Genomic DNA, 12,921 nt, shown 5'->3' with positions numbered 1-12,921 from the left:
TCAGGCGCGCTGCCCGCGCAAACCCCAACTTGCCGCCCGAATTATTTTAGGTTTAAACTTTTAAAATTCCGAATACGGAAATCCATAGCGGAGACCCAGCATGTCCTCGAATCCTTCTTTTCAATGGCAAGATCCCCTGTTGCTGGACCAGCAACTGACCGAAGAAGAACGCATGGTGCGCGATGCCGCCTATGCCTATTCGCAGGACAAGCTTGCCCCCCGCGTGCTGAACGCCTTCCGCAACGAGAAGACCGATCCGGAAATCTTCTCGGAAATGGGCGAACTCGGCCTGCTCGGCGCCACCATTCCTGAAGAATACGGCGGCGCTGGCCTGAACTACGTCAGCTACGGCCTGATCGCCCGCGAAGTCGAACGCATCGACTCCGGCTACCGCTCGATGATGAGCGTGCAGTCGTCGTTGGTGATGGTGCCCATCAACGAATTCGGCAGCGAAGCGCAAAAGCAGAAGTACCTGCCCAAGCTGGCTCGCGGCGAATGGATCGGCTGCTTCGGCCTGACCGAACCCAACCACGGTTCCGACCCCGGCGGCATGGAAACCCGCGCCGTCAAGACGTCCGACGGCTACAAGATTTCCGGCAACAAGATGTGGATCACCAACTCGCCCATCGCTGATGTGTTCGTGGTGTGGGCCAAGTGCGTCGGCGGCGACTTCGACGGCAAGATTCGCGGCTTCATCCTGGACAAGGGCATGAAGGGCCTGTCGGCTCCAGCCATTCACGGCAAGGTCGGCCTGCGCGCCTCGATCACCGGCGAAATCGTCATGGACGAAGTCGAAGTGTCGGCAGACCAGATGATGCCCGGCGTGTCCGGCCTGAAGGGTCCGTTCACGTGCTTGAACTCCGCCCGCTACGGCATCGCCTGGGGTGCTGTCGGCGCCGCTGAAGCGTGCTGGCACACTGCCCGCCAGTACACGCTGGACCGCAAGCAATTTGGCCGCCCGCTGGCCGCCAACCAGCTGATCCAGAAGAAGCTGGCCGACATGCAAACCGAAATCACGCTGGCCCTGCAAGGCTGCCTGCGTTTGGGCCGCATGAAGGACGAAGGCACCGCCGCCGTCGAAATCACCTCCATCATGAAGCGCAATTCTTGCGGCAAGGCGCTGGACATCGCCCGCCTGGCGCGCGACATGCTCGGCGGCAACGGCATCTCGGATGAATTCGGCGTGGCCCGCCACCTGGTGAACCTGGAAGTGGTCAACACGTACGAAGGCACCCACGACGTGCACGCCCTGATTTTGGGCCGCGCACAAACGGGCATCCAGGCGTTCTATTGATCGCTTGCTTGGCTTGAATGGCCTGAATGAAAAAACCGCCTTCAATTTTGAAGGCGGTTTTTCTTTGGCGCTCCGCACTTGATAGAAAATGCTTGATGCCCCGCGCTTGATACTTCGCACTTGATACTTCGCACTTGATACTTCGCACTTGATACTTCGCACTTGATACTTCGCGCTTGATACCCCGCGCTGGATACCCAATGCTTGAAACAAGCACTTTGATGCGAAGCGCCTAGTTCTCGCCCGACAGATCAAACAAGCTCGTCGCGTCCAGTTCCAGCACGCCTTCGTCGTGCTGGTTGATGACCGTCCACGCCCACGTGATGATGCCCAGGTCGGGGCGCGACGACGAGGTGCGCGCGCCTTGCACACGCGCTTCCAGACGCAGCGTGTCGCCCGGACGCACCGGCGTGCGCCAGCGCACTTCACCCAGCCCCGGGGAACCGAAAGATTCGGAGTCATGCAGCGCCGCATCCACCGCCATGCGCATGGCCAGCGCGCACGTGTGCCAGCCGCTGGCGATCAGTCCGCCCCAGCGCCCTTCTGCGGCGCGTTGCGGGTCGGTGTGAAACCACTGCGGGTCGAACTTGCGTGCAAATTCCACGATCTCGGCCTCGGTGATGGTGACCGGGCCTGCCTTGATCATCATGCCGTCTTTGAATTCGGCGAACTTCATATTTTCCCCCTGCAAACGCAAACGGCGCGCCATGGCGCGCCGTTTTTCACGTGTGTCACGCGTTGGTTTTAGGACTTAATACGTCTCGAAATGCAGCCGCCCTTCGCGACGCAGCACATCGTGCAGGATAGACCAATCCTGCCCCGATTGCATCGTCACCTCGCGCAGTGCGTCCAGCACGCCGACTTCCATTCCCTTCAGCCCGCAGACATAGATGCAGGTGTTGCGATCCAACAGCAACTCGCGTACCTGCCCCGCGCGTTCGCGGATCAGGTCCTGCACATAGCGCTTGGGCTGGCCGGGTTCGCGCGACAGCGCAAGATTGATGTCGATGAAGTCGCGCGGCAGCTTCATCAGCGGCCCGAAGTACGGCAGCTCGCGTTCGGTGCGGGCGCCAAAGAACAGCATCAGGCGGCCGTTGTCGCCTGTGTCGATGCGGCGGCGGTAGCGCTCGGTCATCGCGCGCATCGGCGCGGAACCTGTCCCCGTGCAGATCATGATGAGGTTCGCGCGCGGATGGTTCGGCATCAGGAAGGTATGACCGAACGGGCCGATGACCTGCACGGTGTCGTTCTTGGCCAGATCGCACAGGTAGTTCGAACACACGCCATGCGCCGCCGCGCCGCCATGGTCTTCGGTGACGCGCTTCACCGTCAAAGACAGGTTGTTGTAGCCCGCGCGTTCGCCATCACGCGGGCTGGCCAGCGAATACTGGCGCGCGTGATGCGGCCGGCCTTGGGCATCGACACCGGGGGGCAGAATGCCGATGGACTGCCCTTCCAGCACGGGAAACGGCAGCTCGCCAAAGTCCAGCACGATGTGATGGATATCGCTTTCGGTATCGGCGCCCGTCACGCGGTAATTGCCGACGACGGTGGCCGTCATTGGCGCCTTGTGCGTGTACAGATTGACGTAGGGGTGGGCGGCGGACCAGGGTGGGACGGAGGCGCCGGGCAGGCTGAATGCGGGGGCGGCGGCAGACGCCGCGCCAGTCATCACGCCAGGTGCATCGGCCGCCGCGGTGCCGACCGCCGCGGTATCGACCGCCGCGGCATCGGCCGCCGCAGCATCGCCCCCCGCATCCACGGCCGCCGTTTCCGGCAACGCCTTTTCCTTCGGCAATTCTTCCCAGCCGAACTGATCCTGCACCGAGTACGCCTCGTTGCGCAGCATCAGCCGCCAGTTGTCGATCGACCCCGTTGGGCATGGCGGCACACAGGCCATGCAGCCATTACAGATGTCGGGGTCCACCACGTAGTTATTGGAATCGTGGGTGATCGCGTCGACCGGACAGGTTTCTTCGCACGTGTTGCAGCGGATGCAGATCTCGGGATCGATCAGATGCTGCTTCAGCACTTCTACGGGTAAGGGGGCGTTCATCGCAATCTTCCCAATGCGCTGGCGGGGCGGCGCACAAACGCGCCGCCCCTTCTCGCCTTAGTTGAAACGGACGTAGTCAAAATTCACCGGCTGGCGGTTGATGCCCATGACGGGCGGCGCAATCCAGTTGGCGAACTTGCCGGGTTCTGTCACCCGGCCCATCAGTGACGCGACAAACGCGCGGTCCTCAGGCGTGGGCAGCCATTTGTGGCTGTTGGCCTGCCATTGCGATTCCGACAGGATCTCGCCTTCAGGCGACATGCGTATGCCGGCCAGCGTGCCGATCTGGCGGTTGAACGCCTTGTGCGGCACGTGCAGCCGGAACGGGATGCCGCTCTTTTCAATGACCTTGTTCCAGCGCCCGATGCCCGCCACCGAATCACGGATGAAGTCGTCGCGCAGCACTTCGTTCAACGCGTTCAGCATCGGCACTTCAATCTCGTTCAGCTTGCCGTTGTTCACGGTCAGCACGCGATAGGTGTCGTTCTTCAATTGATGGTCGTCGGTGCGCTTGGATTCTTCGTAGCGCCCCTTCAGGCCCGAGCCGTAGAAGATGGCGGCGTTGGAAGATTGGTCCGCGCCGAACAGGTCGATGGTGACGCTGTAGTGGAAGTTCAAGTAGCGCTGGATGGTGGGCAGGTCGATGACGCCGGCGGCGCGCACGCTTTCCGGGTCGTCGGTCTTCAACTGGTTCATCACTTCGCAGGTGCGCTGGATCACGCGCGAAATGCCCGATTCGCCCACGAACATGTGGTGCGCTTCTTCGGTCAGCATGAACTTCGTGGTGCGGGCCAGCGGGTCGAAGCTGGACTCGGCCAACGCGCACAGCTGGAACTTGCCGTCGCGGTCAGTGAAGTACGTGAACATGTAGAAGGCCAGCCAGTCGGGCGTCTTCTCGTTGAAGGCGCCCAGAATGCGCGGGTTGTCGGAATCACCCGAGCTGCGTTGCAGCAGCGCATCGGCCTCTTCGCGGCCATCGCGGCCAAAGTAGCGATGCAGCAGATACACCATGGCCCACAAGTGGCGGCCTTCTTCGACGTTGATCTGAAACAGGTTGCGCAGGTCGTACTGCGACGGCGCGGTCAGGCCCAGATGGCGTTGCTGTTCAATCGACGCGGGTTCGGTGTCGCCCTGCGTGACGATGATGCGGCGCAGGTTGGCGCGGTGTTCACCCGGCACATCCTGCCAAACATCACGCCCCATGTTTTCGCCAAAGTGGATCTTGCGCTGCCCGTCTTGCGGCGCCAGGAAAATGCCCCAGCGGTAGTCGGGCATGCGCACGTGGTTGAAGTTCGCCCAGCCATCGGGTTCCACACTGACGGCGGTGCGCAGGTACACATCAAAACCGTGCGAACCGTCGGGGCCCATGTCCTGCCACCATTGCAGGTAATTGGGCTGCCAATGTTCCAGCGCGCGTTGCAACGTGCGGTCGCCAGACAAGTTGACGTTGTTGGGGATCTTATCGGTGTAATTGATTCCAGACATTGTCTCGCTCCTTGTTTTTTTCAGACCCGGTTCCAATCGAACGCGGCTTGCTCGCCCTTGCCGTACAGCTTCAGGGCGCCCTTGTCGCCGGCCGCATTCGGACGGTTGAAGATCCAGTTCTGCCACGCGGTCAGGCGGCCGAAGATGCGGGTTTCCATCGTTTCCTTGCCGCCAAAGCGCAGGTTGGCCTCCAGCCCGGTCAAGGCGTCGGGCGACAAGGCGCGGCGCTCTTCCAGCATCATGCGAACTTCGTCGTCCCAGTCGATGCTGTCGGGGGCGAAGGTCACCAGGCCCAGCTCCAGCGCATCGGCGGCAGACAGCGCTTGCCCGGCGCGCGCGCGCACGGCTTCAAGCGGCGCGGTCTCTTCGTAGAAGCGGCGCTGCAATCGGCTTTGGCCATTCACCAGCGGATACGCGCCGAAGTTGCGTTCACCCACGACGATCTGCGCGCGCGCGGCGGGGGTTTCCACGTTGTCCTCAACGTCCGCCTCGTTATCCAGCATGTAGCTGCGGTCGGCCGCCAGCGCCAGTTCCAGCAAGGTGCCGACAAAGCAGGAGCCCGGTTCGATCAGCGCGAACAGGCTGCGCGACGTCACATCCAGACGCGCCAGCGTGCGGCGCAGCATGCCGGCGGTTTCGCGCACGAACCAATGGCCGGCATGCCGTTCCAGCGCAGCGTCAGCGGCCAGCACGGCGGCGGGGTCGCCTTCTGTCTTCAGCACCCAGGTGCCGATGTCGAGTTCGTTGGTGCGCATGGACAGGATGGCGTCGTCCAGTTCGCGCGCCATGCGCAAGGGCCACCAGTTGGCGCCCGCGGCAATGATGTCGGCCAGTTCCGATTCGACCGGGCCAATCGGTGCGCGCACAGTCCAGGTGGCTTGACGTTTTTCCCGGTCGAGCTGGATGTCTACGTAGCGGTACGACAGGCTGTTGGCGCCTTCGGTGCGTTCGATGGGGGTCAGCGCAATGCCCGCTTCGTTCGCCTGGCGCGTGCTGCCTTCGGCCAGCGCCAGCGCGCGTTCGCGCACCGCCGCTTCAAAACGCGCAGGCTTGACCACGTCGTCCACCAGCCGCCAGTCCTTGGCCCGTTGGCCGCGCACGCCTTCAACCAGCGTGCAGAAGATGTCGGCGTGGTCGTGGCGCACGCGGCGCTTGTCGGTTACGCGCGTCAGGCCGCCGGTGCCGGGCAAGACGCCCAAGAGCGGCACTTCGGGCAAGGCCACGGACGACGAACGGTCGTCGATCAGCAGGATTTCGTCGCAGGCCAGCGCCAGCTCGTAGCCGCCGCCTGCGCACGCGCCGTTCAGCGCGGCGATGAACTTCAAGCCGCTATGACGGCTGGAGTCTTCGATGCCATTGCGGGTTTCGTTGGTGAACTTGCAGAAGTTCACCTTCCAGGCGTGCGAGGACAAGCCCAGCATGAAGATATTGGCGCCCGAACAGAAGATGCGGTCCTTCATGCTGGTGACGACTACGCTGCGCACTTCCGGGTGTTCGAAGCGGATGCGTTGCAGGGCGTCGTGCAGTTCGATGTCTACGCCCAGGTCGTACGAGTTCAGCTTGAGCTTGTAGCCGGGGCGCAGGCCGCCGTCTTCGGCCACGTCCATGGCCAGCGTGGCGACCGGGCCGTCGAACGTCAGGCGCCAATGGCGGTACTGGTCGGGCTGGGTGCGGAAATCAACCCGGCTGTTGGCCCCATTGGCGTTGGCCCCATGGGTGTTGACCCCATTGTTGGTGCTGCTCATCTCGTGTCTCCTCGTACGCCCTGCCTGGACAGGAAAAATACTGCATCACATGAATTATTGTGCAGATTAGTTCAGGCAAAAACGCACGTCAAGCGAGACATGCATAAAAGTGCAGCTTTACAGAGGCAGACCGCAGGCCTTGCGAACTTGGGTGCGCAGGCCGGCAAAGCTCTCCTGCACTTCCAAATTGCTGGTCACCCAGGTGAGATCCGCCTTGGCGTAGAAGGCTTCGCGCCCGGCCAGGATGCGTTTCAAGTCGGCCATGGCCTCGTTGTTGCCCGACATGGGGCGGAAATCGCCCTGCGCCATGACGCGGCCCATGTGCTCTTCGGGCGTGGCGCGCAGCCATACCGTGTAGCAGTGCGCCAGCAACAGGTTCAGCGTGGCGGGTTCGGACACCAGCCCGCCCGGGGTCGCCAGCACCATTTCCGGATAGATCTGCACGGCCTCTTCCAGCGCGCGGCGTTCATAGCGGCGGTAGGCGTTGGGACCATACAGGTTGTGGATTTCCAGGATGCTGCACCCGGCCACGCGTTCGATCTCGCGGTTGAGCTCCACGAACGGGTAGCCCAGATCATCGGCCAGCATCTGGCCCAACGTGGATTTGCCCGCGCCGCGCAGCCCGATCAGCGCCACACGCTGCGTGCGGTTGGGGCGTTGCGCGCCCGCCCCCACGCCGAACAGCTGGGTCAGGGCCTCTCGGGCGCGTTGCAAGTCGGATTCCGTGCGGCCACTGAGCAGCTCGCGGATCAGCAGCCAATCGGGCGATTCGGTGGTGACGTCGCCCACCAGCTCAGCCAGCGCGCAGTTGAACGCACGGGCAATCTGCAACAGCACCAGGATGGACGCGTTGCCCACCCCATGTTCCAGATTGGCCAGATGCCGTTCCGACACGCCCGTGACCTGGGACAGGCCCTTGCGCGTCATGCCGCGTATGGCTCGCAGGCGGCGCACGCGCTCGCCCAATGCCACCAGGAAAGCTTCCCGCCTGGGTTCGGATGGCGCCGCATCTAGCGCTTGATTCATGTTTTGGCTGACTCCGCAAATACCCTGATACGCCTTGTTTTATGCACTATAGTGCTTGACCCAAACCATTGGAAGCACTATTTTTCCTTCCAAGCAGTCCAAAGCCGTCACGGTGCAAAAAAGCAGCATTCAAATTCATGCCGCATCCAAAGCGCCGACAGTGTAAAGGAGGAGTCCCGGTGAGCACGCCAGATCAATTCCATGCCCTGATGCGCGAGGCCACGCGTCTGGTGTCCGGCCAGCCGTTCGATAGCGGCCTTCAAGCCCGCTTGAATCGCGAAGCCGGCCCCGGCAGCCCCCTGTACCAGAACATCTTCGCCGCCTGTAAGCAGGGCGTGGCCGATGGCTGGATGTGCAATCGCGAAGGCGGCGGCATCCGCTACGGCCGCGTCATCAAACCCGCCGACGATCTGGCCGGCTGCTCGGTAGACGTCGTCGACATGAACGACCTGGCCGGCCCCCACCACGCCCACCCCAACGGCGAGATCGATCTGATCATGCCGCTGACCGGCGACGCCCGCTTTGACGGCCACGGCGCCGGCTGGCTCGTCTACGGCCCCGGCAGCGCCCACAGCCCCACGGTCACGCAAGGCCGCGCGCTGGTGCTGTACCTGTTGCCCGGCGGCGCTATCGAATTCACGCGGCCCAGCAGCTAGCCCCGCGCCTTACGGCCAGGCGACAAAAAAACACAGCCATGGCCCGCCCCCACCAGGACATCAGGAGACAACCGTGAACACCTGCCCCGCCGAACTGAACTTCGCCAGTTATCTGGCCGCGCTGAACGCGCCGCGCGCCGCCAAGCCGGCCTATATCGACGACACGCGTCAGCTGAGCTATGGCGAACTGGCCGAGCGGGTGGCCCGCATGGCGGGCGCGCTGCGCCAATTGGGGCTGCGGCGCGAAGAACGCATCCTGCTGCTGATGCAAGACACGGTGGATTGGCCCATCGTGTTTCTGGGTGCGTTGCATGCGGGCGTGGTGCCGGTCGCCGTGAACACCTTGCTGACGGCCGACGACTACGCCTACATCGTGTCGCACAGCCGCGTACGCGCCGCGTTCGTCTCGGGTGCGTTGCTGCCCGTCTTGCAGACCGCGCTGGCGCAAGCGCCCGGCGATGTCGAGCACGTGGTGGTGGCTCAGCCCCTCGCTTCTCAGGCCGTTGCTTCTCAGCCCGTCACTTCACAATCCTCCTCCGCCCTGCCCGTCCGCACCCACGAATTCGATGCCCTGCTGGCCGCCGCCCCCCTTGCCCCTGCCGTGCGCACGCTGGCCGATGAAATTGCGTTTTGGCTGTATTCATCGGGCTCCACCGGCAAGCCCAAGGGCGTCGTCCACACGCACGGCAACCTGTGGCACACGGCCGAACTCTACGCCAAGCCCGTGCTGGGCATCCGCGAAGACGACGTGGTGTTCTCCGCCGCAAAGCTGTTCTTCGCCTACGGCCTGGGCAATGGGCTGACCTTTCCGCTGTCGGCGGGCGCCACCGTCATCCTGATGGGCGAACGGCCCACGCCGCAGGCCGTGTTCCAGCGTCTGACCCGGCACCGCCCCACTGTGTTCTATGGCGTGCCCACGCTGTACGCCAGCATGCTGGCCTCGCCAGATCTGCCGCCACGCGATCAAGTGGCGATGCGCGTGTGTACCTCAGCGGGCGAAGCGTTGCCGCGCGATATCGGCGAACGCTTCACGCGGCATTTCGGCTGTGAAATCCTGGACGGTATCGGTTCCACCGAGATGCTGCACATCTTTATCTCGAACCAGACCGGCCAGTTGCGCTACGGCACCACCGGCAAGCCCGTGCCCGGCTACGAAGTGCAGCTGCGCGATGACAACGGCGCACCCGTCGCGGCGGGCGCCATCGGCGACCTCTACATCAAAGGCCCCAGCGCCGCGCTCATGTACTGGAACAACCGCGACAAAACCCGCCAGTGTTTTCTGGGCGACTGGTTAAAGAGCGGCGACAAATACACCTGTGACGCCGACGGCTACTACACCTATGCGGGCCGCAGCGACGACATGATCAAAGTCAGCGGGCAGTACGTGTCGCCAGTGGAAGTTGAGAACATTCTGGTGCAGCACGAAGCCGTACTGGAAGCCGCCGTGATCGGCGTGCCGGACCACGACGGCCTGGTGAAGACGAAGGCCTACGTCGTGCTGCGCCCGGGCTTCGAGCCCGATGCGAATACCGGCGCGGCGCTGCAAAGCTATGTGAAGCAGCATCTGGCGCCGTTCAAGTATCCGCGCCAGATCAACTTCACCGAAGAACTGCCCAAGACCGCCACCGGCAAGATCCAACGCTTCCGCCTGCGTCAACTGGAAGAGTCGACGCTATGAATTCCGCGGCAGACACGTCCGACGTGATGACGCGCACCGACATGGCCGATGTGATGACGCGCACCGACATGGCCGATGTCGTCATCGGCGGCCAGACGCGCCGCCTGGAATGCCTGTGGATTGCGCCCGATCGCGGGCAGGCGCCGTTGCTGGTCTTCCTGCACGAAGGGCTGGGCTCGGTAGCCATGTGGAAGGACTTTCCGGCGCACGTGTGCGAGGCCGCCGGCTGCCGGGGGCTCGTCGTGTCGCGCTATGGCTACGGGCAATCCACACCGCGCCCGCCGCAGGAAAAATGGACGGTGGACTTCATGCACGGCGACGCGCGCGACGGGCTGCCCGCGCTGTTCACCGCACTGGGCATCGACGCGCGGCAAGACAAGCCCGTGCTGTTCGGCCATAGCGACGGCGGATCGATTGCGCTGCTGTACGCGGCCATGCACCCGGATGCCGTGGCCGGCATCGTCGTGGCGGCCCCGCACATCTTTGTTGAAGCGCAGACGGTAGCGAACATCGAGCTTGCGCGGCAGGCCTATCTGAACACTGACCTGCGCAGCCGCCTGGCCCGCTATCACGCCGACGTGGATTCCGCCTTCTGGGGCTGGAACGACATCTGGCTGAACCCTGACTTCCGCCACTGGAACATCGAAGATTATCTGCCCCGCATCGTCTGCCCCGTGCTGGCGATTCAGGGCGTGGACGACGAGTACGGAACGCTTGCGCAGATACGCGGCATACACCGCCATGCGCCGCAAACCGCACTGCTGGAAATTCCCGGCTGCCGCCATTCGCCGCACCGGGACCAGCCCGCCATTGTTATCCAGGCCGTTGCCGATTTCATCGGCGCGTTGGACAAACCCGGCTGAGCCAGGGCCTATCCGCCCAGACCAGCCCATAACAAGCACGGAGACAAACCATGAACCACGCCCTGACCCGGGCTGCGATTGCCGCAGCCCTGACGCTCGCCGCCAGCGGCGCGCAGGCCGCAGACAAAATCAAAGTCGGCTTCATGCTGCCCTATAGCGGCACCTTCGCCGCGCTTGGCACCGCCATTGAAAACGGCTTCAAGCTGTACGTGGCCGAACAAGGCGGCAAGCTGGGCGGGCGCGAAATCGAATACTTCAAGGTGGATGACGAATCCAACCCCGCCAAGGCCGCCGAAAACGCCAACCGCCTGATCAAGCGCGATCAGGTCGACGTGCTGATCGGCACGGTGCATTCGGGCGTGGCGATGGCGCTGGCCAAGGCCGCGAAAGACAGCGACACCACGCTCATCGTCACCAACGCGGGCGCCAACGCCATCACCGGCCCGTTGTGCGGCCCCGGCATCTTCCGCACGTCGTTCACCAACTGGCAGCCCGCGTACGCCATGGGCCCCGTTGCCTACGCCAAGGGCCACAAGACCGCCGTCACCATCACCTGGAAATACGCGGCGGGCGACGAGGCCATTGGCGGCTTCAAGGAAGGCTTCGAAAAGGCAGGCGGCAAAGTCGTGAAGGAACTGAGCCTGCCGTTTCCGAACGTGGAATTCCAGTCGCTGCTGACCGAGATCGCCGCCACCAAACCCGACATGGTGTTCACCTTCTTTGCCGGCGGCGGCGCAGTGAAGTTCGTGCAGGACTATCACGCGGCGGGCCTGGACAAGACCATTCCGCTGTACGGTTCGGGCTTCCTGACCGACGGCACCTTGCAGGCCCAGGGCGCGTCCGCGCAGGGCTTGTTGACCACGCTGCATTACGCCGACGGCCTGAACACCCCGCGCGACAACGCCTTCCGCGCCGACTACACCAAGAACTACAACGTGCAGCCTGACGTGTACGCCGTGCAAGGCTATGACGCGGCCCAACTGATGCAGTCTGGCCTGACCGCCGTGAAGGGCGACTTCGCCAAGAAGGCCGACTTCCGCAGCGCCATGCGCGGCGCCACGGTAGACAGCCCGCGCGGCCCCTTCACGTTGTCGGCGGCGGGCAACCCGGTGCAGGACATTTACCTGCGCCGCGTCGACGGCCTGGAAAACAAGGTGGTGGAAGTTGCCGTGAAGAAGCTGGCCGATCCGGCCCGCGGCTGCAAGCTCTGACACGACGTCCGCCACGGGAGGCCCCATGGACATCAGCATCCTGCTTATTCAAAGCCTGAACGCATTCCAGTACGGCTTGCTGCTGTTCCTGGTGGCCAGCGGCCTTACGCTGATCTTCGGCATCATGGGCATCATCAACCTGGCCCATGGCAGCTTCTACATGATCGGCGCCTACATGGCGTTTGCGCTGGGGCCGGTAGTTGACCGCTGGCTGGGCGGCGGCTTCATCGCCACGCTGGCCGTGTGCGTCGCGCTGGCGGCGGTGCTGGGCTACTTTCTTGAAGCCGCCTTCTTCAGCTATCTGTATCACCGCAACCACTTGCAGCAAGTGCTGATGACGTACGGGCTGATCCTGGTGTTTGAAGAGCTGCGCAGCATCCTCGTCGGCAACGACGTGCACGGCGTGCCGCTGCCGGCGTGGCTGCAAGGCAGCATTTCGCTGGGCGGGGTGATGACGTATCCGGTGTATCGATTGTTCATCTCGGCCGTGGGCATCGCGGTGGCCTTGCTGCTGTATTGGGTCATCACGCGCACGCGGCTGGGCATGATGCTGCGCGCGGGCGCCAGCAATCGCGAGATGACCGGGTCGCTCGGTATCGACGTCAACAAGCTGTACCGGCTGGTGTTCGCGGCCGGCGTGGCGCTGGCCGCGCTGGCGGGCACCATCGCCGCACCCGTGTCGTCCGTTTACCCGGGCATGGGCAACGGCGTGCTGATCATCTGTTTCGTGGTGGTGGTGATAGGCGGCATCGGCTCGATTCGCGGCGCGTTCCTGGCCGCGATGCTCGTGGGCTTTGTAGAAACCTTCGGACAGGTGCTGTTCCCGTCCGCGGCAGGCGTGCTGGTGTACCTGCTGATGGCCTTCATTCTTCTTTGCAAGCCCGAAGGGCTGTTCAAACAGGGCTAG

The 12,921-nt window shown here is 63.6% G+C and carries 11 protein-coding genes; 6 read left to right on the top strand and 5 right to left on the bottom strand.

Annotated elements, in window-relative coordinates; genetic code table 11:
* The first annotated feature begins 100 nt into the window (after positions 1-100).
* Positions 101-1,294 (top strand): acyl-CoA dehydrogenase, encoded by a 1,194-nt coding sequence (locus HV765_RS26035; RefSeq protein ID WP_054422482.1) that lies wholly within the window; start codon positions 101-103, stop codon positions 1,292-1,294.
* Positions 1,295-1,526: 232 nt separating this feature from the next.
* On the opposite strand, the gene HV765_RS26030 is transcribed toward HV765_RS26035, so the two are convergent.
* From HV765_RS26030 to HV765_RS26010, 5 genes are all read right to left on the bottom strand, one after another.
* On the bottom strand, positions 1,527-1,970 hold the full coding sequence (locus HV765_RS26030; protein ID WP_054423280.1) for a MaoC family dehydratase: 444 nt from the start codon (positions 1,968-1,970) through the stop codon (positions 1,527-1,529).
* A 75-nt stretch (positions 1,971-2,045) separates the two neighbouring features.
* Positions 2,046-3,350 carry a benzoyl-CoA 2,3-epoxidase subunit BoxA gene (gene boxA, locus HV765_RS26025; RefSeq protein ID WP_175171455.1) on the bottom strand — a complete coding sequence of 435 codons (1,305 nt, stop codon included), beginning with the start codon at positions 3,348-3,350 and terminating at the stop codon, positions 2,046-2,048.
* 57 nt (positions 3,351-3,407) lie between these two features.
* On the bottom strand, positions 3,408-4,835 hold the full coding sequence (gene boxB / locus HV765_RS26020; protein WP_175171454.1) for a benzoyl-CoA 2,3-epoxidase subunit BoxB: 1,428 nt from the start codon (positions 4,833-4,835) through the stop codon (positions 3,408-3,410).
* A gap of 20 nt (positions 4,836-4,855) precedes the next feature.
* Positions 4,856-6,580: a 2,3-epoxybenzoyl-CoA dihydrolase gene (gene boxC, locus HV765_RS26015; protein ID WP_175171453.1), complete on the bottom strand. Its 1,725-nt coding sequence runs from the start codon at positions 6,578-6,580 to the stop codon at positions 4,856-4,858.
* A gap of 117 nt (positions 6,581-6,697) precedes the next feature.
* On the bottom strand, positions 6,698-7,606 hold the full coding sequence (locus HV765_RS26010) for a helix-turn-helix transcriptional regulator (protein ID WP_013395643.1): 909 nt from the start codon (positions 7,604-7,606) through the stop codon (positions 6,698-6,700).
* A gap of 179 nt (positions 7,607-7,785) precedes the next feature.
* Here HV765_RS26010 and HV765_RS26005 point away from each other — a divergent pair, with 179 nt between their 5' ends.
* The 5 genes from HV765_RS26005 to HV765_RS25985 all read left to right on the top strand — a co-directional run bounded on the left by HV765_RS26005 (position 7,786) and on the right by HV765_RS25985 (position 12,921).
* The gene (locus HV765_RS26005) at positions 7,786-8,262 is read left to right on the top strand and encodes a DUF4863 family protein (protein WP_054422486.1); all 477 of its coding nucleotides are present in this window, start codon (positions 7,786-7,788) and stop codon (positions 8,260-8,262) included.
* A gap of 73 nt (positions 8,263-8,335) precedes the next feature.
* The gene (locus tag HV765_RS26000; RefSeq protein WP_175171452.1) at positions 8,336-9,940 is read left to right on the top strand and encodes a benzoate-CoA ligase family protein; all 1,605 of its coding nucleotides are present in this window, start codon (positions 8,336-8,338) and stop codon (positions 9,938-9,940) included.
* 26 nt (positions 9,941-9,966) lie between these two features.
* Positions 9,967-10,803, top strand: coding sequence for an alpha/beta fold hydrolase (locus tag HV765_RS25995; protein WP_175171516.1), 837 nt, complete (start codon positions 9,967-9,969; stop codon positions 10,801-10,803).
* 50 nt (positions 10,804-10,853) lie between these two features.
* Positions 10,854-12,014, top strand: coding sequence for an ABC transporter substrate-binding protein (locus tag HV765_RS25990; RefSeq protein ID WP_175171451.1), 1,161 nt, complete (start codon positions 10,854-10,856; stop codon positions 12,012-12,014).
* 25 nt (positions 12,015-12,039) lie between these two features.
* Positions 12,040-12,921 (top strand): branched-chain amino acid ABC transporter permease, encoded by an 882-nt coding sequence (locus HV765_RS25985; protein WP_054422489.1) that lies wholly within the window; start codon positions 12,040-12,042, stop codon positions 12,919-12,921.

The sequence above is a fragment of the Achromobacter kerstersii genome, assembly GCF_902859595.1.
In the GTDB taxonomy this organism is placed as follows: Bacteria; Pseudomonadota; Gammaproteobacteria; order Burkholderiales; family Burkholderiaceae_B; genus Achromobacter; species Achromobacter kerstersii.
This window is presented reverse-complemented; position numbering and strand designations above follow the sequence as displayed.